The sequence below is a fragment of the Stenotrophomonas maltophilia genome, assembly GCF_006974125.1.
Taxonomy (GTDB): Bacteria; Pseudomonadota; Gammaproteobacteria; order Xanthomonadales; family Xanthomonadaceae; genus Stenotrophomonas; species Stenotrophomonas maltophilia_O.
Genome location: NZ_CP037858.1, coordinates 4046214 through 4067503, shown reverse-complemented (window position 1 = coordinate 4067503; position 21290 = coordinate 4046214). Strand labels below are relative to the sequence as shown.

General features: G+C 68.1%; 24 protein-coding genes. 4 read left to right on the top strand and 20 right to left on the bottom strand.

The features are described 5' to 3' along the window. Positions 1-82 precede the first annotated feature (82 nt). The 11 genes from hisIE to hisS all read right to left on the bottom strand — a co-directional run bounded on the left by hisIE (position 83) and on the right by hisS (position 9599). Complete coding sequence (gene hisIE / locus EZ304_RS18815; protein ID WP_142807846.1) at positions 83-703, bottom strand: bifunctional phosphoribosyl-AMP cyclohydrolase/phosphoribosyl-ATP diphosphatase HisIE; 621 nt, start codon at positions 701-703, stop codon at positions 83-85. Then, positions 693-1469, bottom strand: a complete 777-nt coding sequence (gene hisF / locus EZ304_RS18810; RefSeq protein WP_099552838.1) for an imidazole glycerol phosphate synthase subunit HisF — start codon at positions 1467-1469, stop codon at positions 693-695. The genes hisIE and hisF overlap by 11 nt, the downstream gene beginning before the upstream one ends. Next, positions 1463-2197 carry a 1-(5-phosphoribosyl)-5-[(5-phosphoribosylamino)methylideneamino]imidazole-4-carboxamide isomerase gene (gene hisA, locus EZ304_RS18805; RefSeq protein WP_099552839.1) on the bottom strand — a complete coding sequence of 245 codons (735 nt, stop codon included), beginning with the start codon at positions 2195-2197 and terminating at the stop codon, positions 1463-1465. The genes hisF and hisA overlap by 7 nt, the downstream gene beginning before the upstream one ends. Continuing rightward, positions 2194-2796 carry an imidazole glycerol phosphate synthase subunit HisH gene (hisH, locus tag EZ304_RS18800; RefSeq protein WP_142807845.1) on the bottom strand — a complete coding sequence of 201 codons (603 nt, stop codon included), beginning with the start codon at positions 2794-2796 and terminating at the stop codon, positions 2194-2196. Before hisH ends, hisA begins: the two co-directional genes overlap by 4 nt. Beyond that, entirely contained in the window at positions 2793-3866 is a 1074-nt protein-coding gene (gene hisB, locus EZ304_RS18795) for a bifunctional histidinol-phosphatase/imidazoleglycerol-phosphate dehydratase HisB (RefSeq protein ID WP_142807844.1), read from the bottom strand. Before hisB ends, hisH begins: the two co-directional genes overlap by 4 nt. Beyond that, positions 3863-4957: a histidinol-phosphate transaminase gene (gene hisC / locus EZ304_RS18790; RefSeq protein ID WP_142807843.1), complete on the bottom strand. Its 1095-nt coding sequence runs from the start codon at positions 4955-4957 to the stop codon at positions 3863-3865. The genes hisB and hisC overlap by 4 nt, the downstream gene beginning before the upstream one ends. Next, a complete protein-coding gene (gene hisD / locus EZ304_RS18785; RefSeq protein WP_142807842.1) occupies positions 4954-6249 on the bottom strand; it encodes a histidinol dehydrogenase in 1296 nt (431 codons plus the stop codon). The genes hisC and hisD overlap by 4 nt, the downstream gene beginning before the upstream one ends. After that, the gene (gene hisG / locus EZ304_RS18780) at positions 6246-7157 is read right to left on the bottom strand and encodes an ATP phosphoribosyltransferase (protein ID WP_099552844.1); all 912 of its coding nucleotides are present in this window, start codon (positions 7155-7157) and stop codon (positions 6246-6248) included. Before hisG ends, hisD begins: the two co-directional genes overlap by 4 nt. Before the next feature lie 34 nt (positions 7158-7191). Then, positions 7192-7500 carry a YerC/YecD family TrpR-related protein gene (locus EZ304_RS18775; protein WP_142807841.1) on the bottom strand — a complete coding sequence of 103 codons (309 nt, stop codon included), beginning with the start codon at positions 7498-7500 and terminating at the stop codon, positions 7192-7194. Positions 7501-7908: 408 nt separating this feature from the next. Further along, the gene (locus EZ304_RS18770) at positions 7909-8202 is read right to left on the bottom strand and encodes a hypothetical protein (protein ID WP_260678142.1); all 294 of its coding nucleotides are present in this window, start codon (positions 8200-8202) and stop codon (positions 7909-7911) included. Beyond that, positions 8202-9599, bottom strand: coding sequence for a histidine--tRNA ligase (hisS, locus tag EZ304_RS18765; protein ID WP_142807840.1), 1398 nt, complete (start codon positions 9597-9599; stop codon positions 8202-8204). Before hisS ends, EZ304_RS18770 begins: the two co-directional genes overlap by 1 nt. A 126-nt stretch (positions 9600-9725) precedes the next feature. Between hisS and EZ304_RS18760 the strand changes: the two genes are divergently transcribed. Continuing rightward, the gene (locus EZ304_RS18760) at positions 9726-10478 is read left to right on the top strand and encodes a Crp/Fnr family transcriptional regulator (protein ID WP_142807839.1); all 753 of its coding nucleotides are present in this window, start codon (positions 9726-9728) and stop codon (positions 10476-10478) included. A 162-nt stretch (positions 10479-10640) separates the two neighbouring features. Here EZ304_RS18760 and thrC read toward each other — a convergent pair whose 3' ends face one another. Genes thrC through thrA form a run of 3 tightly spaced genes read right to left on the bottom strand, consistent with a single transcriptional unit; the run spans position 10641 to position 15372 of the window. Then, a complete protein-coding gene (gene thrC, locus EZ304_RS18755) occupies positions 10641-11927 on the bottom strand; it encodes a threonine synthase (RefSeq protein WP_142807838.1) in 1287 nt (428 codons plus the stop codon). Between the two features lie 29 nt (positions 11928-11956). Beyond that, complete coding sequence (locus EZ304_RS18750; RefSeq protein ID WP_099552849.1) at positions 11957-12871, bottom strand: homoserine kinase; 915 nt, start codon at positions 12869-12871, stop codon at positions 11957-11959. Beyond that, complete coding sequence (gene thrA, locus EZ304_RS18745) at positions 12868-15372, bottom strand: bifunctional aspartate kinase/homoserine dehydrogenase I (protein WP_142807837.1); 2505 nt, start codon at positions 15370-15372, stop codon at positions 12868-12870. The genes EZ304_RS18750 and thrA overlap by 4 nt, the downstream gene beginning before the upstream one ends. Positions 15373-15399: 27 nt before the next feature. Here thrA and EZ304_RS21005 point away from each other — a divergent pair, with 27 nt between their 5' ends. Beyond that, on the top strand, positions 15400-15720 hold the full coding sequence (locus EZ304_RS21005; RefSeq protein ID WP_185959195.1) for a hypothetical protein: 321 nt from the start codon (positions 15400-15402) through the stop codon (positions 15718-15720). 9 nt (positions 15721-15729) lie between these two features. Here the strand turns inward: EZ304_RS21005 and EZ304_RS18740 are convergent, their stop codons facing one another. Both EZ304_RS18740 and EZ304_RS18735 read right to left on the bottom strand, forming a co-directional pair. Further along, positions 15730-16680 (bottom strand): DMT family transporter, encoded by a 951-nt coding sequence (locus EZ304_RS18740; protein WP_099552851.1) that lies wholly within the window; start codon positions 16678-16680, stop codon positions 15730-15732. Between the two features lie 171 nt (positions 16681-16851). Beyond that, positions 16852-17547, bottom strand: a complete 696-nt coding sequence (locus tag EZ304_RS18735; protein WP_142807836.1) for a helix-turn-helix domain-containing protein — start codon at positions 17545-17547, stop codon at positions 16852-16854. An 81-nt stretch (positions 17548-17628) separates the two neighbouring features. Between EZ304_RS18735 and EZ304_RS18730 the strand changes: the two genes are divergently transcribed. Beyond that, the gene (locus EZ304_RS18730; RefSeq protein WP_142807835.1) at positions 17629-18408 is read left to right on the top strand and encodes a DUF6491 family protein; all 780 of its coding nucleotides are present in this window, start codon (positions 17629-17631) and stop codon (positions 18406-18408) included. Here EZ304_RS18730 and EZ304_RS18725 read toward each other — a convergent pair. The 3 genes from EZ304_RS18725 to EZ304_RS18715 form a co-directional block, all read right to left on the bottom strand. Beyond that, positions 18405-19457, bottom strand: coding sequence for a linear amide C-N hydrolase (locus EZ304_RS18725; RefSeq protein WP_142807834.1), 1053 nt, complete (start codon positions 19455-19457; stop codon positions 18405-18407). The genes EZ304_RS18730 and EZ304_RS18725 overlap by 4 nt on opposite strands. A 68-nt stretch (positions 19458-19525) precedes the next feature. Beyond that, the gene (locus EZ304_RS18720; RefSeq protein ID WP_142807833.1) at positions 19526-19939 is read right to left on the bottom strand and encodes a DUF6691 family protein; all 414 of its coding nucleotides are present in this window, start codon (positions 19937-19939) and stop codon (positions 19526-19528) included. Next, complete coding sequence (locus EZ304_RS18715) at positions 19936-20373, bottom strand: YeeE/YedE family protein (protein WP_142807832.1); 438 nt, start codon at positions 20371-20373, stop codon at positions 19936-19938. The genes EZ304_RS18720 and EZ304_RS18715 overlap by 4 nt, the downstream gene beginning before the upstream one ends. An 86-nt stretch (positions 20374-20459) precedes the next feature. Between EZ304_RS18715 and EZ304_RS18710 the strand changes: the two genes are divergently transcribed. After that, positions 20460-20780 (top strand): ArsR/SmtB family transcription factor, encoded by a 321-nt coding sequence (locus EZ304_RS18710; RefSeq protein WP_142807831.1) that lies wholly within the window; start codon positions 20460-20462, stop codon positions 20778-20780. 15 nt (positions 20781-20795) lie between these two features. Here EZ304_RS18710 and EZ304_RS18705 read toward each other — a convergent pair whose 3' ends face one another. After that, positions 20796-21224 (bottom strand): BLUF domain-containing protein, encoded by a 429-nt coding sequence (locus tag EZ304_RS18705; RefSeq protein WP_142807830.1) that lies wholly within the window; start codon positions 21222-21224, stop codon positions 20796-20798. Between the last annotated feature and the right edge of the window lie 66 nt (positions 21225-21290).

The following is a 21290-nucleotide window of genomic DNA, read 5'->3' as shown; positions in this document are numbered from 1 at the left end:
GACCGCCTATTGTAGATTCCGTTGATGACATCGCGCACGCGGTGGCACCAGGTGGTTGCCAGCCAGCGGCCGGCACTACCACTCAACGATGGCGCTTTTCCAGCACCGCCCGCGCATCCTCCAGCGACAAGCCACGCGCGCGCAGCAGCACCAGCAGGTGGTACAGCAGGTCCGAGGCCTCGCCCAGCAGCGCTTCGTCGTCCTGCGCCACCGCCGCCAGCGCGGTCTCCACGCCCTCCTCGCCCACCTTCTGCGCGATGCGACGGATACCGCCCTCGAACAGGTTCGTGGTGTAGCTGCCCGGTGGCCGCTGCGCCTCGCGCATCGCCACCAGCTGGCCCAGCCCGCCAAGGAAGTCCTTCGGCGCGCCATCGAAGCAGCTCTCCGCACCGGTATGACAGGTCGGCCCGGCGGGGCGCACCATCACCAGCAGCGTATCGGCATCGCAGTCCACGCTGATCGACTGCACCACCAGCACGTTTCCGGACTGCTCGCCCTTGGTCCACAACCGTTGCTTGCTGCGGCTGAAGAAGGTCATGTGGCCGATGGCCAGCGTGGCCGCCAGCGATTCGGCACTCACATAACCGAGCATCAGTACCTGCAGGGTATCGGCATCCTGCACCACCGCCGGCAGCAGGCCGTCGCCCTTGCCCCAGTCCATCGCCTGCAATGCGTCCAATGACGGCCTGATTTCAATAGACATCCCGCACCTCGATCTGCTGTCCGCGCAGGTAGCGCTTCAATTCCGGAATGGCGATGGCGCCGCTGTGGAACACACTGGCGGCCAGCGCGCCATCGACGTCGGCCTGGTCGAAGGCTTCGGCGAAGTGCTCCATCGCACCGGCACCGCCGGACGCGATCAGCGGCACCTGGCACAATGCCCGCGCCTGCTGCAGCTGCACCACATCGTAGCCACGGCGTACGCCATCGCTGTCCATGCAGTTCAGCACGATCTCACCGGCGCCCCGCCGTTGCGCCTCGACAATCCAGTCCAGGGTGCGCAGCGGCACTGCCTGGGTCTTGTCCGGGTCGCCGCTGAAGCGGCGTACCCGCCAGTGGCCATCGGTCTCGCGTACCGAGTCGACACCGACCACCACGCATTGCACGCCGAACTCGTCGGCCAGCTCAGTGATCAGTTCGGGACGGCCCAGCGCGGGCGAGTTGATCGACACCTTGTCGGCGCCAGCGAACAATACGCGACGCGCGGTTTCCACACTGTCAATGCCACCGGCCACGCAGAACGGAATATCGATCAGCCGCGCGATGCGCTCGATCCATGCAACATCTACCGAACGCGCCTCGGGACTGGCGCCGATGTCATAGAACACCAGTTCGTCGGCCCCCTGGTCACGGTAGCGTTGTGCCAGCTCGGCGATGTCGCCCATGTCGACGTGGTCGCGGAAACGCACGCCCTTGACCACACGGCCTTCGCGCACGTCCAGGCAGGGAATGATGCGGCGGCTCAACATGCCAGCGCCTCCGCCAGATCCATGCGCTGCTCCAGCAGTGCCTTGCCGAGGATGGCCCCCCCGCAGCCGGCGGCACGCGCCTCGGCCACGTCGGCCACGTTGCGGATGCCACCGGAGGCCTGCACCGCCACGCCCGGCAACAAGCCCGACAGGTGCTGGTAGAGACCGATGTTGGGCCCGGCCAGCATGCCGTCACGGGCGATGTCGGTGCACAGCAGGTGGCGCATGCCGGCGCGCGCGTAGCGCTGTGCAAGATCATCCAGGGTCACGCCGGCGTTCTCGGTCCAGCCGTGCACCGGCAGCTGCCACTGCCCCTGCGCATCCTGGCGCGCGTCCAGGGCAATCGTGATGCGCTCGGCGCCGAATTCCTCCAGCCAGCCGACCACTTCATCGGGGCGACGCACCGCCAGCGAACCGACCACCACGCGGCCCGCGCCGGCGTCGAGAATGCGCGCCACATCGTCGCGGCCACGCACGCCGCCGCCGGTCTGCACCTGCAGCGACGTCTGCGCGCGGATCGACGACAGCAGCGGCGCCAGCGTGTAGCCACCGGCGCGCGCAGCGTCCAGGTCGACCAGGTGCATCCACTGCGCGCCCTGCGCGACGAAGGCCTGCGCACGCGGCAATGGATCATCACCATACGAGGTTTCCTGCGCGTAGTCGCCCTGGCGCAGCCGCACCACGCGGCCATCGCGGATATCCAGCGCGGGATAAACGATGAAACTCATGCAGCAGTGCCCTCGAGAAAATTGCGCAGCATCAACGATCCGGTTTCTCCCGAACGCTCGGGGTGGAACTGTGCGCCGTAGTAACGCCCCTGCTCCACCACGGCGGTGAACAGGCCGCCGTGGTCACAGGCAGCGACGGTGTGGGCGTTAAGCGGCGCGGCATAGCTGTGCACGAAGTAGGCGCTGGCGCGCTCCGGCACACCCTGCAGCAGCAGCGACTCGCGCAATGGCAGAAGGCGGTTCCAGCCCATGTGCGGCACGCGGATGCCGCAGGCCGGCACCAGCTTGCGGACCACGCCTGGAATCAGCCCCAGCGTCTCCACGCCCGCTTCCTCGGAACGCTCGAACAACAGCTGCATGCCGAGGCAGATGCCCATCAACGGCACCTCCAGCCGCTGCAACGGCTCGACCAGGCGCTGCGCATGCAGGCGCTGCATGCCGGGACCAGCTGCACCGACGCCGGGCAGGATCACCCGCTGCGCACCGACCAGCCCATCGGCATCGCGCACCAGCCGAACGCTGGCGCCGAGGCGTTCGAGCGCATAGCGCACCGAACCAAGGTTGGCACCACCCGCGTCGATCAGCGCAACGTCACTCACAGCGCCCCCTTGGTGGTCGGCAACGCCGTGCCCTGCCGAGCCAACGCCGGCCGCAGCGCGCGCGCCAACGCCTTGAAGCAGGCCTCCACCTTGTGATGGTCGTTGTCACCGCGTACCTGCAGGTTGAGGTTCAACCCGCTGGCATCGCACAGCGAGCGGAAGAAATGCGGCACCAGCTCGGTCGGCATGTCGCCCACGCGCTCGCGCTTGAACTCGCCGTCGAACACGAAGTACGGGCGGCCGCTGAAATCCAGTGCGGCGCTGGCCAGCGTCTCATCCATCGGCAGTGTGAAGCCGTAGCGGCCAATGCCGCGCTTGTCGCCCAGCGCCTCGCGCAGCGCCTGGCCCAGGGCGAGGCCGGTGTCTTCGATGGTGTGGTGCTCGTCGATATGCAGGTCGCCCTCGGCCTGGATGTCCAGCGCGAAGCCGCCGTGCTTGCCGATCTGTTCCAGCATGTGGTCGAAGAACGGCAGCCCGGTGGAGATGTGCGCATCACCGGCCCGATCCAGGTCCAGTTCGACGCGGATCTTCGTCTCCTTCGTAGTGCGCTGGACCACTGCGGTACGCGGCGCGTCGGCCAGCGCGTGGGCGATGCCCGGCCAGTCCCACTCGCCACCGAACTGCTCGGTGCGCAGCTGGAAACCGCGGATGTTGAGGTTGTCGGCGAACTGCAGGTCGGTGATGCGGTCGCCGACCATTCCGGAGCGCGCCCAGTCGATGCTCCGGTCCTGCAGGTAGGCCGTCATCAGCCCGATGCCCGGCTTGCGCGTGGGTGCATTGTCCTGCGGCCAGCTGCAGTCGATCAGTACGTCACGGAAGCGGATGCCCTGGCTTTCGAAGATCTGCAGCATCAGGTCGTTGGGGCCATCGAAGCTGGCACGCGGGTAACTTTCGCTGCCCAGGCCATCCTGGTTGGTGACGATGACGAACTGGTAACCCGCATCACGCAGCTTCAGCAACGCCGGGATCACCTGCGGCACGAAGCGCAGCTTTTCGTAGGCGTCGATCTGGAAATCCGCCGGCTCCTCGATGAGGGTGCCATCGCGGTCGATGAACAGGATGGGGGTCATGCTGCGGCCCTCCGCGCCGACAGGGCCGCAAGCACGCGGTCGTTCTCTTCGGGGCTGCCGACGCTGATGCGCAGGGCATCACCCAGTTGCGGCGCTGCGCGCTGGTCGCGCACCACCACGCCAGCAGCCAGCAACGTATCGAACGCGGCCTGGGCATCGGCGAAGCGCACCAGCAGGTAGTTGCCGGACGAGGCATACACGCGACGAACGCCGGGCAGGCCCGGCAGTGCTGCAGACAGGCGTTCGCGCTCGGCGATGACCGTGGCCACGCGCTCGGCGGTGCGCGCCAGTGCATCTGGCTGCAGCGCCTGCACGGCCAGCTCGGCACATGGGGTCGGCACCGGATACGGCGCTTGGCAACGGCGCAGTACGGCGATCAGTTCGGGGGCGGCAATGAGGCTGCCGATGCGCGCTGCGGCCAGCGCATGTGCCTTCGACAGCGTGCGCAGCACGGCCAGGTTCGCGTGCGCGGCCAGCAGCGTGGTTGCCGACGGGCGTTGCGCGTACTCGACATAGGCCTCGTCCACCACGACCAGCGCCTGCCCGCGCAACGCCGTGGCCACGCGCTCGACCTCGTCCAGGCTGATATCACTGCCCGCCGGGTTCGACGGTGCACACAGGAACACCAGCTTGGCATTGCGCGCGGTCGCGGCCTCGATGACCGCATCCAGATCGGCGCGCAGGTCGTCCTCGCCATCCACCAGCGGCACTTCAATCAGTCCGGCGCCCTGCAGGCGTGCACAGACCGCATACATGCCGAACACCGGCGGCGTAACCAGCACGCCGTCGCGACCCGGCACACACAACGCACGCACCAGCAGATCAATCGCTTCGTCGCTGCCACGGCCGACCAGCAGCTGCTGCGGCTGCACGCCATACAGTGCGGCCAGGCCTTCGCGCAGCGCCAGCGGCTGCGGTTCGGGATAGCGGCGGCTGCTGCCGGCGGCATCGGCCGGATTGGCCCAGGCCGACTCGTTGGCGTTCAACCAGACCTCGCCCTGCACTGCCGCACTGCGCGCCGAGCTGTAGCCGGCGAAGGCCTGCAGATCCGGGCGCACCAGTGCCAGCACATCATCGATAGGCACGCTCATGCCGCCACCTCCATGCGCACTGCGACTGCACGCTCATGCGCATCCAGGCCCTCGGCACTGGCGATGATGCGCGCGCAGCTGCCGATTGCCGCCAAGCCAGCGGCGCTGGCGCTCTGCACGCTGATCAGGTTCTGGAAGCTGGCGACGCTGACACCGCTGTAGGCCCGTGCAGCACCCGCCGTCGGCAGTACGTGGTTGGTGCCGCTGCAGTAGTCACCCAGCGCTTCGGGCGTGTAATCCCCCAGGAACACCGAGCCGGCCGCCTGCACCTTGTCCAGCCACGCGCGCGGATCACGCAGGGCCAGGATCAGGTGCTCGGGCGCGTAGCGGTTGCTGATCGCGAAGGCTTCGTCCAGCGAATCGACCTGGATCAGGCGCGAGGCCGACAGCGCCTGGCGTGCGATCTGCTGGCGCGGCAGCAAGGCCACCTGGCGCTCGACTTCGGCCTCGACCGCCGCCAGCATCGAGGCATCGTCGGTCAGTAGCAACACCTGCGAATCCGGGCCGTGCTCGGCCTGCGACAGCAGGTCGGCGGCGACGAACGCCGGATTGGCACCGGCATCGGCAATCACCAGCACTTCGGAGGGGCCGGCCGGCATGTCGATAGCGGCCGCGCCATCCTGTGCGACCTGCTGCTTGGCTTCAGTGACGAAGCTGTTGCCGGGCCCGAACAGCTTGTCGCAGGCCGGAATGCTGGCCGTGCCGTAAGCCATCGCCGCGATGGCCTGCGCGCCGCCCAGCTTGAACACGCGTTGCACGCCGGTCAGGCGCGCGGCCACCAGCACCGCCGGATCGGCCGTGCCGTCGTCGCGTGGCGGCGTGCACAGGACCACCTGCGGGCAACCGGCCAGCCGTGCCGGCACGCCCAGCATCAACGCGGTGGACGGCAGTGGCGCACTGCCTGCCGGCACGTACAGGCCGACGCGGCCGATCGGCCGTAGCATGCGCTCGCAGACCACGCCCGGTGCGGTTTCCACCGCGTAGCCCCTGCCCATGCCAGCCTCGTGGAAGCGCGTGATGCGCTCGGCAGCTTCCATCATGGCCTGGCGCAGTTCGGCGGGTACCGCCGCTTCGGCTGCCGCGAACTCGTCATTGGACACTTCGAAGGACGCCAGCTCCACGCCATCGAAGCGTGCGGTGATCGCGCGCAAGGCGTCGTCGCCCTGTGCGCGCACCTGCGCGATCAGCGCCGCCACCGCGTCGCGGGTCTGTTGCGCCACGGTCTGCACCGGGCGGGTCAATGCCGCGCTACGCGCGGCCTCATCAAGTCGGGACCAGATCAGACGGTTCATGCCAGCGACCGCTCCACGCTCAGTACCATCAGGCCCTGCGCGCCGGCGCGCTCGAGTTCTTCCATGCGTTGCCAGCTCAGCGGGCCCGGGCACATGGTCTGCAGGCGCAGCGCGCCGCCATCGGCCGGCAGCCGCACCAGCGGCTCGGCATCGGCCAGCAGCTGCGACAGCGCGTCGAGGCGATCCTCGCTTGCACGGAACATCAGCAGCTTGCGGTCCTGGCGCTGCACCACGCCGTCGAGGCGGCGCAGCAGCATCGCGCGCAGCGATGCACGCGCATCATCCGGCACGCGCACCGCACCGGCCAGCACTGCCTCGCTGTCGAGCAGGTTGTGCACCGGGGTCAACTGGTTGGCACGCAGCGTGGCGCCGCTGGAGACCAGATCGCAGATCAGGTCGGCGGTGCCCAGTCGCGGGGCGATTTCCACCGAACCGGAGAGCTCGACCACCTGCGCATCCACGCCCTGCTCATCCAGCCACTGCTTGAGGATGGCCGGATAGCTGGTGGCAATGCGGGTACCGGCCAGCTGCGCCGGGCCCTGCCACTGCCACTCCTCGGGCACCGCCAGCATCAGCCGGCACTGGCCGAAGCCCAACCCGCGCAGCGCCTGGTAGGCATCCGGCAGGCCGATCTGGCGACGCGACGCGGCCTGCTCATCCAGTTCGTTGCGGCCGACGATGCCGAGGTCGCAGACGCCGTCGGCGATCAGGCCCGGGATATCGTCGTCGCGCACCAGCAGCAGGTCCACCGGCAGCGATTCGCCGTAGCAGAACAGCTTGTCGCGGCTTTCGCGCCAGCTCAGGCCACAGGCGCTGAGGAGGTTGCGGGCGGGCTCGGCCAGCCGGCCACTCTTCTGGATGGCGATACGCAGCCGGTCGCGTGCCGGCGCTGCCTGGGTTGCACTCATGGGGGAGGTCTCGAAGTTCGGAACGGGGCGCGGATCAGCGCGAAGCAAGGCGGTCGATGGCGGCGGCATAGCCTCGATGGCCATGCTCAAGCGTGCGTGCCACCCGCCCGGTGGTGGTCACGCTGACCCCGGTGCGCTCGTGGATCTCGCGGTAAGGCACGCCCTGCTGCAGCAGCGGCACCACTTTCCAGCGGTCGGCCATGGCCTCCAGCTCGGCCGGGGTGCACAGGTCGCGCAGGAAGGCCTCGACCTGCTCCGGCTCGCGCAGGGCGGCAAAGGCCCGGGCCAGGGCTTCCAGGTCGGCCTTCGGGTCTTTGGTGGCAATCTCGGGGCGGGCTTTCACGGGGTCGTTTCCATGCATCAATGTAATAGCGCGTTAGTACATTAGCGCATTCTTGCGCAGTGCGTCAAATCGAGGGTTGAGGTGCGGCAGGGCTGCTGCCCTGCACCCGCTAACGTCAACTTCAACGGCAAAAGCCTGCCTTCCCGCGGGATGGCGGGGAGGGTCCGGTGGCAGGGGACGCCGTAAACCCGTCCATGGGGGCTTGGTCGCGGCATCCATGCCGCTCACACCCCTGCCACCGGACCCTCCCCGCCTTCGACAGTTGGCCGCGATCTGTCAGAGCGGCGTGGGTAGGATCGAAACCGGCTTCTGTAGATTCGAGCCATGCGCGACTGCGCTTCGCCCGTAAACGCAGAACGCCCACCAAAGGGCGGGCGTTCTGCTTTCAAATCAACAACCTGGCCCGACTCAGGGCGCGCAGCGCACCTCGGCCTGCAGCGCCCCGCGCCGCAGGCATTCGCCGAACAGGCTGCCCTGCCGGCTCGGCAGGGACTGGATGTTCTGCAACGCCCCTGCGCCCGTCGGACACGTGCGCGAGGCCAAGGCCTGCAGGTCGCCCTCCAGCTGCGCGCGGTCGATCACGTGGCAGCGATCGACCTGCAGCCGGTACTGTGCCGGCCCTATCCGTGCACTGTGCAGCGCCGGGTCGCTCTGGCAGCCCGCCAGCAGGAGCACGCACAGCGCCCCTGCGGCGGCCCGCATCACGCCATTGCCTTGGACTGCTCCAGCTCCACCTGCAGGGTGCTGGCCAGCTCATCGCGGGAGACCTCGAACTGCTGCTCGCGCAGCAGGTCCTTCACCGCCACCACGCCGCGCGCCAGTTCGTCCTCACCCGCCAGCACCACGAAGCGGATCCCGGCCTTGGCAGCGTACTGGAACTGCTTGCCGATCTTCTTCGGCTCCATCTGCACTTCGGTGTTGATGCCGCCGGCGCGCAGTCGACGGGCGATGTCCAGCGACTGCGGCATGCCCTGCTCGTCCATCAGCGCCACCAGCGCCTGCACGCTGCTGGCTTCGATACCGTCGATCAGGCCCGCTTCGCGCAGCTGCCAGAACAGGCGCGACAGGCCGATGGAGATACCCACGCCCGGCAGTTTCGACTTGCTGTAGTGGCTGGCCAGGTCTTCGTAGCGGCCGCCCGAGCAGATCGAGCCGATCTGCGGGTGGTCGGTCAGCGTGGTCTCGTAGACGGTGCCGGTGTAATAGTCCAGGCCGCGCGCAATGGAGAAGTTCAGGCAGTACGCGGTTTCCGGCACGCCCAGCGCCTGCACCAGCTGCAGCACTTCGCGCAGTTCAGCAACACCGGTACGCAGGATCTCCGAAGAACCGGCATCGGCTTCAAGCGTGGCCAGCTGCGCCAGCGCATCGGCATGGCCCTGCGAACGCACGGCCACGAATGCCAGGATCTTCTCGACCTGCCCGGCCGGGATGTCGAAGCCCTCGCCCACCAGCGTCTCGCGCACGTAGTCAGCACCGCGCTTGTCCAGCTTGTCTACTTCGCGCAGAACGGCCAGCTGTCGCTCGCCCTCGGCCACGCCCAGGCTTTCGAAGAAACCGCGCATCAGCTTGCGGTTGTTCAGCTGGATGCTGAAGTCACCAATGCGCAGTTCCGAGAACACGGCGTGGATGACCGCCAGCACTTCGGCGTCGTATCGCACGCTCAGGCTGTCCTTGCCGATCACGTCGATGTCGCACTGGTAGAACTCGCGGAAGCGCCCGCGCTGGGCGCGCTCGCCGCGGTAGACGCGCTGCATCTGGTAACGGCGGAACGGGAAGGTCAGTTCGTGTTCGTGCTCGGCCACGTAGCGCGCCAGCGGCACAGTCAGGTCGAAGCGCAGCGCCATTTCCGGCAGCGAACGGTCACCCGATTCGGCGGCGTTGGCCAGCGCACCGGTGGACTGCACGAAATACACCTGGCGCTCGGTCTCACCGCCGGACTTGGTCAGCAACACGTCGGACAGCTCGAACACCGGCGTCTCCACCGGCAGGAACCCGAAGCGCTCGTAGTTGCGGCGGATGACGTCCAGCATGCGCTGGAACGCAATCTGCTCGCGCGGCAGCAGTTCAAGGGTGCCGGGCGGGGTACGGGGCTTGATCACGGGCGGAACTCCTGCTGGAACGGGACGTGGGAGGGGGCGACATTCTAGCGCCCCCGCCTCGGGCAGGGTCGAACGGCCGCTTGAAGTATCATAAGGCCCTCCCCGCCCGCGATACGCCCCCGCAACATGTCACGGCCTTCCGGCGCTCCGCCCGCCATCAACGATCCCGCCTCGCCGTCCTGCACCACGCTGGACTGCCTGCACTGCTCGGTTCGCCACCTTGCGGTGTGCTCGGCGCTGTCGCCCGATGAAGTGCAGGCGCTGGAGCAGGTCACCGTCTCGCAGCAGGTCAGCATGGGCAGCACGCTGGCCCGCACCGGCGAAGAGCGCGACCATGTCTATACATTGACCGGCGGCGCACTGCGCCTGGTGCGCACCTTGGCTGACGGCCGCCGCCAGATCAACGGCTTCGTGCTGCCCGGCGACTACCTGGGCCTGAGCGGCAGCGACCACCATCGCTACGACATCGAGGCCATCGCCGACAGCCGCGTCTGCCGCGTCGCATTGCCGCAGATGAAGGCACTGCGCAGCCGCTTCCCGCACCTGGAGCGCAAGCTGCTGCAGCGCGCCTGCCAGGAGCTGGATGCCGCACAGGACGCCGCGCTGGCCCTGGCTCGCCTGCAGCCGGCCGAGAAGCTGGCCGATTTCCTGCTGCGCCTGGCCGCACGCGAGGCCAAGCTGGGCGGCGACGGCCTGCGCGTGTCGCTGCCGATGGGTCGTGGCGACATCGCCGATCATCTGGGCCTGACCATGGAAACGGTCAGCCGCACCTTCACCAAGCTGCGCCAGCAGGGGCTGATTGCCCTGCCCCACCTGAACGTAGTGGAGATCCTCGACGAGGACGGGCTGCGCATGCTGGCCGGCGAAGGGTTGATCTGACCGCATCGCGGTTGGTTGGGTTGCCGGCCAGCGGCCGGCACTACCCGTGCTGCATCCATCTGGTCGTGCCCAACCCGTGTTGCCTCCATCCGGTCGTGCCCAACCCAGGTTGTCTCCATCCGGTAGTGCCGGCCGCTGGCCGGCAACCCCAGACATCCCCGATCAGCGCAACAACACCTCGCGCAACGCCGCGTAATCGGCCGCCAACGGTTCCGCGTGCGCAGGCCGCTGCAACAGCGCGTCCAACGCCGGGGGCACCGTGACCACGCCACCAATCAACGGCTCGACCACAGCTTCGAACTTGGCCGCATGCGCCGTAGCCACCACCGCCCAGTCGCCCTTGGCGCCGCGCGCACGCAGGTCCTGCAGCACCTTCACCGCTGTCGCCGTATGCGGGCAGAACAGCTCACCATTGCTGGCGTGCGCCGCCGCAATCGTCGCGCGGATGGTCACGTCATCCACCGCGAACGCGCGGAAGGCTGCACGCAGCTCTGCGTCATCGCCCTGGTAGAGCCAGCGCAGGCGCTCGAAGTTGCTCGGCGCACCCACGTCCATGGCATTGGCCACGGTGGCCACGCTGGCCCGCGGTTGGTAATCAGCGCCATTGAAGTAGGCCGGCAACACGGCGTTTGCATTGGTCGCCAGCACAATCTGCCCGATCGGCACACCCAGCGCACGCGCCAGCACCGCAGCCATTGCGTTGCCGAGGTTGCCGGTCGGCACCACCAGGTTGAGCCGGCGGCGGGTTTCAGCATGATGGGTCAGTGCCGCATGCGCGTAGTAGCTCATCTGCGGCAGCAGGCGGCCCAGGCTGATGCTGTTGGCCGAGCTCAGCGGCACCTGCGCCTGCAGGTCACGGTCGGCCAGCGCCTGCTTGACCATGGCCTGGCAGTCGTCGAATGCACCGGCCACGCGCAGCGCCTGGATGTTGTCGCCGAAGCAGCCGAGCTGGTGTGCCTGGCGCGGTGACACGCGGCCATCCGGATACAGCACCACCACCCGCACGCCGGGCTGGCGATGGAACGCCGCCGCCACCGCGGCACCGGTATCGCCGGAGGTGGCGACGACGATCGTCAGGTCGCGACCCTGGCCAGCCTGCAGCCGCGACAGCGCACCGGCAAGGAAGCGCGCACCGATATCCTTGAATGCGGCCGTCGGCCCATGGAACAGCTCCAGCACATGGTCGCCATCGCCGAGCGGGCGCAGCGGCACGGGGAAATCGAACGCGTCACCGCAGATCGACGGCAACACAGACTCCAGCGCGTCGCCGGCAAAGAACGGAGCCAGCAGGTCGGTGGCGGTATCGGCCAGCGTCGCACCGGCCTGCAGCTCACGCGGCGCCGGCAGCACCTCGGGCACATACAGCCCTCCATCGGGCGCCAGTCCTGCGGCGATGGCCGCACTGAGGCCAACGGCCGGAGACTGGCCGCGGGTCGAAACAAATTGCATGGGTTGGGTATCCAGTAAAGGGGAAGGATTCAGCACAGCCGGGCTCCCGGCGCGTCCAGCGGCGAGACCCAGGCATCGCTGTCAAAGCCGGCACCCGCAAAGGCGGCCCGCACCGGCGCCACGGCAGCGTGGGCCTGGTCGGCATCCTCGAACCAGGCGAACACGCTGGGACCGGCACCGGAGATGCCTGCGCCCATCGCATTCGCCGACAGTGCCGCATCGCGGGCTGCCACGAAACCCGCGATCAGGCCGGCCCGCCGTGGTTCCACCAGCACATCGCGCAGTCCCGCCCGCACCAGTGCCGCATCACTGCGATGGCAGCCACTGAGTACCAGCGCCAGGTTCGCGCTCTGCGCCACGAACTCACCCAATGCATAGCTGCCCTGCAGCGCCTGGCGCGCGCGACGTGTTTCCAGCACCGCATGCGGATGCACCAGCAGGCTGTGCCAGGTCGCGGGCACCGGGATCGGCAGCAGGCGATCGGCCGTGCACAACGCAAGACCGCCCAGCAACAGTGGCCCCACGTTGTCACCGTGGCGGCCACCGCTGGCCACCGCTTCGCCATCCAGCGCGAACGGGTAAAGCGCCTCGCGCGACAGCGGCACATCCAGCAGCGCGTTGGCGGCCACCAGCGCCGCGACGCATGACGCTGCAGAGCCACCCATGCCGGAGCCGAACGGAATGCCTTTGTCGATCTCGACCTCAAAGCCGAACTCCAGGCCGAGGCCTTCGCGCAGTGACATCAGCGCAGCGCCCGCGGTGTTCCCGGCCGCATCCAACGGCAGCTCGACCGCACTGCCACGGATCGCCTCGATGCGCACCACCGGTTCCTCGATGCGGCGCACGCTCACGCTATCGCCAACACCGGCAATGGCATGGCCGAGGATGTCGAAGCCCACCGCCACGTTGGCCACCGACGCAGGCGCAAACGCACGTGCGATCACAGGCGCGCTCCTTCACCGGCGGCCACCCGCAGCAGGTCGGCGAACACACCGGCCGCGGTCACTTCCGGGCCGGCGCCCGGCCCCTGCACCACCAACGGGTTGTCGCAGTAGCGGCGGGTACGGAACTGCACCACGTTGTCGGTCAGCCGCAGGTTGGCGAAGGCGTGATCGGCCGGCAGCTCCTGCAGACCCACCGAAGCACCATCGGCGCCAAGCCGCGCCACATAGCGCAGCACGGCCCCGTGCGCCCGCGCATCGTGCAGCCGCTGCAGCAGGCTGGCATCGGACTCACCCAATCGCGCCATGAAGTCCTCCACGCTGCCCTCGCGCAGCAGTGCCGGCACCAGGCTTTCCACCTGCACCTGCTCCAGACTGAGCGCATGGCCGGCCTCGCGGGCCAGGATCACAAGCTTGCGTGCCACGTCCACGCCGGACAGGTCATCGCGCGGGTCCGGCTCGGTGTAACCCATCGAACGCGCCTGCGCGACCAGCGAAGAGAACGGCTGGCTGCCGTCGAAGCGGTTGAACAGCCAGGCCAGCGTGCCGGAGAAGATGCCTTCGATCGCCAGCACCTCGTCGCCCGTATCCACCAGATCACGCAGCGTGGTGATCACCGGCAGGCCCGCGCCCACCGTGGCCTCGTAACGGAAGCGCGCACCACTGGCGGCCGCAGCAGCACGGATGCGCTGGTAACGCGGCAGCGGCCCGGCACCGGCCTGTTTGTTCGGCGTGACTACGTGGATGCCGGCGGCCAGCCAGCCCTCATAGCGCTCGGCCACGTCGGCGCTGCCGCTGCAGTCGATCACCACCGCATGCGGCAGGTGCGCGGCCAGCAGGTGTTCGGTGAAGCGATCCAGGTCGCTGGATTCGCCCGCTTCCTGCAGTGCCTCCCGCCAATCGGCGTGCAGACCGTCCACTTCCAGCCGCATGCGCGAGCGCGAAGCCAGCGCACGCAGGCGCAGGTCCACATTGGCCTTGGCCAGCAGCTGCGGGCGGGCCGCCAGCAGCTGGTCCAGCAGTGCCGCGCCGACATTGCCCGGCCCGATCACGCCCACTGCAAACGTCTGCGGCGACAGCCAGAAACCGGCATGCGCGGCACGCAATGCGCGGGTGGCATCGGTACTGTCCACCGCCACCGAGATATTGCGCTCCGACGAGCCCTGCGCGATCGCCAGGATGTTTACCTGCGCACGCCCCAGTGCCTCGAACAGGCGCGCGGCCACACCCGGCTGCCCGGCCATGCCGTCACCGACCGCCGCCAGGACGCTTACGCCCTCACTGACCTGCACGCGCTGCACCTGCCCGACCGACAGCTCATGCGCGAACGCGTGCAGCAGCGCCTCACGGCCACGCGCCGCTTCGGCAGCACGCACCACGCAGCAGATCGAATGCTCCGACGACCCCTGCGAGATCATCACGACCGACACCTGCGCCTGGCGCAGCGCCGCGAACACGCGTTCGGCCGTACCGGGTACACCGATCAGACCGGTGCCTTCCAGGTTCAGCAGGGCCAGCCCTGGGCTCAGGGTCAGGCCCTTCACCGGCCCGCGCGGCGAGCGCTCGGCACTGATACGCGTACCCGGATGCGCCGGTTGGAACGTGTTGCGGATGAAGATCGGCAGGCCCAGGCGGATCGCCGGCGACATCGTCTGCGGGTGCACCACTTTGGCGCCGAAGTAAGCCAGTTCGCAGGCCTCGTCGTAGCTGAGCGATTCAAGCTGCACCGCCTCGGGCACCAGTCGCGGGTCGGCCGACAGCACGCCGTCGACGTCGGTCCAGATGTGCAGCTCATCGGCGTTGAACAGCGCGGCGAAGATCGCGCCGGAGTAGTCGCTGCCGTTGCGGCCGAGCGTGGTGATGCGGTCATCGCGATCACGCGCGACGAACCCGGTGGCAACCAGGCGCGATTGCGGGTGCTGCAGGCGCCACTTGGCCAGGCGGTCGGCACTGGTTTCCCAGTCGACATCCACGCCGAGTTCACCGTGCCCGACCACCAGCACATCACGCGCATCGAGCACCGCACAGTCTTCGCCCAATGCACGCAGGTGGGTGCCAAGCAGCTGCGCGGAGAACACTTCGCCCAGCCCCTGCACACGATCCAGGACCTCGCGCGGCAGCTCACCGATCACCACCAGCGCCGCCAGCACTTCGGCCAGCTGTTCGAAGCGGGCGTCGATCCACTCCACGGTCTCGCCCACCTGCTCGCCCAGCAGGGCCACGGCAGCGCCACGATGGCGCGCGCGCAGCGCATGCCAGGCCTCGCGCCAACGCTCGTCGCCCTTGGCCGCCAGCTGCGCCAGTTCAATCAAGGCGTCGGTGACGCCCTTCATCGCCGAGACGACAGTGACCTGCAGCGATTCGGGACGGGCCAGCAGCAGGCCGGCAACATGGCGGTAGCGTTCGGCATCGGCCACCGAGGTGCCGCCGAACTTGTGCACGACAGTGGACGGTGCAGCCAGGTCGGCCGGGGCAACGGGATGAGCGGGGGCGTGGGAAGACATGCAGACCTCGGTAGGAGGCCCCGTCGCATGCAGGAGTCGAGTTTCCCCGCCACCTGTATGGTGCGGGGCCGTGGTTTTCGGGAGTTACACGAAGACGACGGGCCGCACCAGGGCAGTGGTGACGGTGGTGGTGGTAATGGTGGTGGTGGCGACCGGCGCAGTCGAACGACCCGCAGTGGCGGGGGCGATCAGGCTGGCGTGGGCGGCATCAAGAACCATGACGCACAGAAAACACTGTGCGCCGGTCCGCTGTCAAGTGCTGCGATGCAAAAAACCATTGCCGCGATCATCGGTCAACGTGCCGGCATTTGGTTGCATCTGAGACCAAGGCGGCATCAGCACGCTTGACGCGCGCATTCAGCCGGCATGTTCGGCGATCGCCCGCGGCGTGCGGTGGGCATGCGCGCACAGCATCACGCCGGCCACCAGGAACACGATCGCCAGTGCTTCCAGCAGCGAGGGCCAGCGCTGCTGCCAGGCGAAGGCATACGCCAGCGCGAACAGCGTCTCGAACACGATCATCTGGCCGGTCAGGGTCAGCGGCAGCAGGCGGCTGGCGCGGTTCCAGAATGCGTTGCCGAGGATCGAGGCCACCACCGCCACACCGGCGCTGATCGCCCAGAAACCACTCCACTGCGCCGCCGTGTGCCCGCCGGCGTGGCCGATGAAGGCCATCGGCACCAGCAGCAGGGCCAGGCCGCCAGTCGTAACGCCGGTGAGCAGCGACCAGTCGTGGCTGGACAGATCCGGTCGGCGTGCCAGCCAGCGGCTGTTGCCGATCGAGTACAACGCCCACGAGAACAGCGCGCCGAACGCGCACAGCAGGCCGATCAGGCGCTGCCGCCACGGGGTTGCCAGATGCTCGGACATCAGTGCTTCCCAGCCAACCAGTGCTACGCCCAGCACGCACAGGCCGAGTGCCGGCAGCAGCTGCTTCAGTGGTACAGCGCCCTGCTCGCGCACGCCAACCAGGGTGACCACCACCGGAATCAGGCCGACAATCAAGGACGCCGCCGCCCCACCGGCCCACTGCACCGCCGTCGCCAGCAGCAGGAAATACACCAGGTTCCCGGCCAGGCTCAGCCACAGCAGGCCGATCCATTCGGCGCGGCCCAGCCGCGGTGCCAGCCGCTTCCAGCGCGGCAGCAGCAGGGCCACGGCGATCAGGCCGTAGACCAGATAGCGGCCGGCCGACAGTTGCAGGGCGTTGAACGACTGCAGCACGGCGGGCGCGAGGAAAACCACGCCCCACAGCGCGCCAGCGGCCACGCCATTGGCGATGCCCAGAGCCATCGGGTTGTTGCGCATTCGGGATCTTCGGGGGGAGAAGAGGCCGCGCAGTGTACGCGGTGACCGGTGGGTCGTTCTTGACCGAGGCTACTGCCTTGTCATCTCTGTTCTGTAGAGCCGAGCCAATGCTCGGCTGCGATTGGCCGCTGTGCAGATAAGGGCAGCCGAGCGTGGGCCCGGCTCTACAGTTCAGAGGGCGCCCCTGCGCCAGGCTGCCGGGGTCTGGCCACACTCGCGACGCAGCGCGCGGGTCAATGCGCTCTGCTCGGAGTAGCCTGCACACAGTGCGATTTCGCTGATCGGCGCGGTGCTGGCACGCAGCTGATGCTTGGCCCAGCGCAGGCGGCACGCACTGAGCCAGGCCTGCGGGCTGAGCCCGAACTCCTGCTGGAACAGCGCGTGCAACCGGCTCTCGCTGACCCCGACGAACGCAGCCATGCGCGCCACCGGCCACGCCTGCCCGGGGTCGGCCTGGACCGCCGCACACAGGCCCTGCATGCGCGCGCCACTGCCAGCAGGTGCAAATACCTGCAGCAACTGCGGCAGCAGCGCCGGCATCGGCTGCCCTGCCTGCACACTGGCAAGACGCTGGCGCAGCGCCAATGGCAGGTAAAGCCAGCGTTGGCGGCACAGATGCTCCTGCGTGCCGTCATCGAGTACGCCCGGAGGACAGTCAACGATCACGAAACCATTGGGACCATCAGCCATCTGGTCATGCGCTTCGCCGGCGGCAACGAACGCCCCCTGCAGCAGGTCCAGCCGACCGCCGCGCCCTTCCATCTCGAACTGCAGCTCACCCTGCAGCGGCAGCACCCACTGCGCGTAGTCATGGCGGTCCAGGCCAGTGGCCTGTCCGTAGTGCCGCAGATGGAAGATCGCGCCCATCCGGGCAGTGTGCGCGTGTAACAACGGCCGTGCAAACCGCTGCTATAGTCGATCCGTCATCCAACGCAGGGAGTGCAGGACATGACCCATCAGCAGGTCTCCCTGGTGTTCGCCACCAGCCTCAGCCTGATGCTCGCCGCTTCGGCCTTCGCACAGGAGCGAACGCCCCCGGCTCCGCACTGCATGGACGCTGTCGGCGTACAGGAAGTGGAGCAGGCATCACTACGCTCGATCGCACTGCGTGCCGCCTCCGGCCAGGCCTATCGGATCGACTTCAACGAAGATTGTCCCGGCGTCCGCGGTGCCACCTCGCTGAAACTGGAAGCCCCCTCCGGCTGGGCCTGCGGCCGCCCCAGCGAACGCGTCGTGGTCGACGGCCGCCGATGCGCCATCAGCGCGGTCACCCCGCTGCAGGATCGTGACTACGCCAGCGTCGCCCGCGACAGCGACCGCCTGCGCACGGCCACCCTCCCCGCCATGACCATCCGTGAACGCAGGGAGGTGCGCCGCAGCTTCGGCGGCTCGCCCTCGTACTGCTTCGCGACCCGCAACGTGCGCGCCTGGTCGTCCGACCCGCAGGGCATGCTGGTGGAGACCAATCCGCACCGCAATGGCGGCCATCGTTACTATCGCGTGGAACTCGGCAGCCATTGTCGCCAGCTCGATCGTGCGCCACAGCTCAGCTTCCACTCCGGCCTGCAGAATGGCCTGATCTGCGGCAATCCCGGCGACCGGATCACGACCGCCGGGTTCGAAGCAGGCGACCTGCGCCATGACGGAATAGCGCCGCTGCCGCAGTACACCCGCGGCAGCTGCACGATCCAGGCCGTCTACCCGGCCTCCAGCCAAGCGTCGAACTAACCGTCGACGCCGAGGAAGGTGAACGGCGCGCTGGGCACAAACTGGCTCAGCGCATCGCCGGCGAAGGTATTGCGCTGGTCCTTGCCGAGGTCGAGCTTGAGCACCTTGCCGGCGAAATCAACCTTGTTCAGGTCGACCCAGAACGTGTTCGGGGTCAGCGCCGATTCGAAGAAGTACAGGCGCCGCTTGTGGTCAGCCACGGTGCGCCAGCGCGTGGATGAAATGTTCGGTTCGCCCGGCGTGGTGATGCCATACGGCACCGAAGTGTTGCGGATCACGCTGAACACACTGGCCAGCGCCACCACCGGGTCTTCCGCCTTGGGAATGGCGTTGATGTAGAACGAGGCGCGCGCGAAACGGTCCGCAGATCGGTTGGTGCCGGGCAGCATCACCGTGCCGCCGATCTGCTGCCAGTAGCTGTTGAGCGCCAGCTGCTGCTCGAAGATAGGCGAGTTGGTCATTACCTGGTAGCGCCGGTCATGGTGGATCACCTGGCGACCGCCGATGTACTCGACGATGGCGCTGTCGCCGCTGGCATCGGACAACGACAGATGCAGTGTTGCCTGCCGATCCTCGCCGGGCACCTTGTCGGTGACGATGGAGTACGGCTCCCGCTTCAGCGCTGCCACTGCCTCCTCCACCGTAGCGAAGTTGTCCAGCACGTACTGTGCCCACAGCGAAATCGCCAGGCCCGGTCTGGTGCCACGCTGCTGTGGATACTCTGATTCGACCAGCCACAGCAGGTTGGCCACCAGGCCCTTCTCGTTCATGCCATCGGTGGTCGATACGTCGTAGCCGGTGGCCACCACCGAACCGTAGCGTGCCGTCCAGGCCAGCGACTTCGGCCCGGCCTGGCCGGTGCGCGCGATGCCGCGCGGCAGCACGTAGAGGTTGGTCGCCACATCGACCTTCCAGTCCATCGAGCGCGCGGTGATCACATCACCGTTGTCGCCCAGGTACACCGCGCGGGTGCAGGCCAGTGCCGGTGCCACGGATGCGGCCAGCGCGACCGCCAGCATGCCCCTTCCCATCCACTTCATCCGTGCCATGTCGTTGCACTCCTTTTCCCCGTGATCCAGGGATAGGACCCCAAGCCGGGTGACACAGGGGTGAAGCCTCAACGGACGAAGCGGTCGTGCAGCCAGAATCCTGCAAGCATCGCCGGCACGAACCACAGGGCCTCGCGCGACGCTACTGCCAGCCCGGCGATGGCCGGGCCCGGGCAATAGCCCGCCCAGCCCCAGCCGATGCCGAACAGCGCGGCACCCAGCAGCAGACGAGCATCGACACTGCGGGCAGCAGGAAGCTGGAAGTGGAGCGAAAACCACGGCTGCACGCGCCGCAACACCCATCGCTGCCCGAACGCACTGACCAGCAGCGCCGAGCCCAGCACCCACATCAGCGTGGGATCGAAGTCACCGGTGATGTCGAGGAAGCCGAGGACACGGCGCGCGTCGGTCATTCCCGAAAGCGCCAACCCCATGCCAAACAATGCGCCCGCCGCGCCGGCGGCCCAGACTACGCGGCTCATGCCAGGCCTCCGCCATGACGGACCAGGTAGGTGGTCAGCATCGCGCATGCCATGAACACCAGCACGGCCGCCAGCGATCGCTTCGAACCGCGGGCCATGCCGCAGACGCCGTGACCGCTGGTACAGCCATTGCCCAGCCGCGTACCGAAGCCGACCAGCAGGCCGGCACCGATCAGCTGCCACGCCGGCAACACGTCACGCAGCAGCGCGCGTGGCGACGCCCCGGGCACCGATTGCCACCACAACACCAACCCCGCCGATGCGAGCAGGCCGGCCAGGAAGGCCCAGCGCCAGCCACGCTCGCCCTTGGCTGCGCGCAGGCTGCCCGCGGCGATACCGCTGATGCCTGCCACGCGCCCGAGGGTGGCGAGCAACAGCACCGCAGCAGCGCCGATCAACGCACCACCGGCCACCGCACTCCATGGCACGTTCATGCCCCGCTCTCTTCGCTGCCGTACATGGGATTGCCCATTTATTTAGATTACTCTAAATTAGATCATCCTAAACAAACTGGTCAACCATGGCCCGGACCCAGCTCGACAGCGCCGCGATGGCCGAACACGCTTCGCAGGCCGCCACGCTGCTCAAAAGCCTGGCCCACCCGGCCCGGCTGCGGGTGCTGTGCCGCCTGGTCGAAGGTGAGGCACCGGTCCCGGAACTGCAGGCACTGACCGGCCTGAGCGCATCGGCGTTGTCACAGCACCTGGCAGTACTGCGCGGACTGGATATCGTGGCGACCCGGCGCGCAGCACAGGCGATCCACTACCGGGTCGTTGAAGGGCCGGCGCTGGGCGTGCTGCAGGCGCTGCATGCAGCCTACTGCGGTGGTACTTCGCGCTGAATCCGGCGCAGACCTTCAGCCAGCGTGCAGCGCCGGCTGCACCACCTGATCGAGCAGGTCCACCGGCGTCGGTGCCGAGCGGTCGCCCTGCAGGGTCCGGGTGAACCCGGACCAGTCACTGGAAGAAAGCTGGCGCAGCATCGCCGCGTCGACCGGCAGCGAACGCATCGCCCAATAGGGAAACTGGCGCTGGCCCAGGCGGCCGCGTCCCAGTTCGATGATGTCGATGTGGCTTCCTGCCTGCAGGATGCGCTCGTAGACCGAATCGATGCCGTCCGGTGGGCCCTCGATGTACTGCAGGAAACGCTCGTCGTCATGCAGCAGCACGCCGGTCACCCCTGCCAGCTTGTTGAAACGTGCCGCGTCCTCGACCAGCCGATGCAGGCGCTCGGCGGAAAGGTCCGGCAGCGCCCGGCTGACGTAGGCGATGGCACGCAATGGCATGGTGCTTCCTTGACAGGATGTGCACCCACGGTAGCAGTTGCTGAAGAGCCCGTCTCAGTTCGCCGG

What these genes read in the sequence shown, in the direction of transcription:
- hisIE (WP_142807846.1), bottom strand. Translation starts at nt 703, where the DNA reads ATGTCTATTGAAATCAGGCCGTCATTGGACGCATTGCAGGCGATGGAC.
- hisF (WP_099552838.1), bottom strand. Translation starts at nt 1,469, where the DNA reads ATGTTGAGCCGCCGCATCATTCCCTGCCTGGACGTGCGCGAAGGCCGT.
- hisA (WP_099552839.1), bottom strand. Translation starts at nt 2,197, where the DNA reads ATGAGTTTCATCGTTTATCCCGCGCTGGATATCCGCGATGGCCGCGTG.
- hisB (WP_142807844.1), bottom strand. Translation starts at nt 3,866, where the DNA reads ATGACCCCCATCCTGTTCATCGACCGCGATGGCACCCTCATCGAGGAG.
- hisC (WP_142807843.1), bottom strand. Translation starts at nt 4,957, where the DNA reads ATGAGCGTGCCTATCGATGATGTGCTGGCACTGGTGCGCCCGGATCTG.
- hisD (WP_142807842.1), bottom strand. Translation starts at nt 6,249, where the DNA reads ATGAACCGTCTGATCTGGTCCCGACTTGATGAGGCCGCGCGTAGCGCG.
- hisG (WP_099552844.1), bottom strand. Translation starts at nt 7,157, where the DNA reads ATGAGTGCAACCCAGGCAGCGCCGGCACGCGACCGGCTGCGTATCGCC.
- EZ304_RS18770 (WP_260678142.1), bottom strand. Translation starts at nt 8,202, where the DNA reads ATGCGGGCCGCCGCAGGGGCGCTGTGCGTGCTCCTGCTGGCGGGCTGC.
- EZ304_RS18760 (WP_142807839.1), top strand. Translation starts at nt 9,726, where the DNA reads ATGTCACGGCCTTCCGGCGCTCCGCCCGCCATCAACGATCCCGCCTCG.
- thrC (WP_142807838.1), bottom strand. Translation starts at nt 11,927, where the DNA reads ATGCAATTTGTTTCGACCCGCGGCCAGTCTCCGGCCGTTGGCCTCAGT.
- thrA (WP_142807837.1), bottom strand. Translation starts at nt 15,372, where the DNA reads ATGTCTTCCCACGCCCCCGCTCATCCCGTTGCCCCGGCCGACCTGGCT.
- EZ304_RS21005 (WP_185959195.1), top strand. Translation starts at nt 15,400, where the DNA reads ATGCAGGAGTCGAGTTTCCCCGCCACCTGTATGGTGCGGGGCCGTGGT.
- EZ304_RS18740 (WP_099552851.1), bottom strand. Translation starts at nt 16,680, where the DNA reads ATGCGCAACAACCCGATGGCTCTGGGCATCGCCAATGGCGTGGCCGCT.
- EZ304_RS18735 (WP_142807836.1), bottom strand. Translation starts at nt 17,547, where the DNA reads ATGGGCGCGATCTTCCATCTGCGGCACTACGGACAGGCCACTGGCCTG.
- EZ304_RS18730 (WP_142807835.1), top strand. Translation starts at nt 17,629, where the DNA reads ATGACCCATCAGCAGGTCTCCCTGGTGTTCGCCACCAGCCTCAGCCTG.
- EZ304_RS18725 (WP_142807834.1), bottom strand. Translation starts at nt 19,457, where the DNA reads ATGGCACGGATGAAGTGGATGGGAAGGGGCATGCTGGCGGTCGCGCTG.
- EZ304_RS18720 (WP_142807833.1), bottom strand. Translation starts at nt 19,939, where the DNA reads ATGAGCCGCGTAGTCTGGGCCGCCGGCGCGGCGGGCGCATTGTTTGGC.
- EZ304_RS18715 (WP_142807832.1), bottom strand. Translation starts at nt 20,373, where the DNA reads ATGAACGTGCCATGGAGTGCGGTGGCCGGTGGTGCGTTGATCGGCGCT.
- EZ304_RS18710 (WP_142807831.1), top strand. Translation starts at nt 20,460, where the DNA reads ATGGCCCGGACCCAGCTCGACAGCGCCGCGATGGCCGAACACGCTTCG.
- EZ304_RS18705 (WP_142807830.1), bottom strand. Translation starts at nt 21,224, where the DNA reads ATGCCATTGCGTGCCATCGCCTACGTCAGCCGGGCGCTGCCGGACCTT.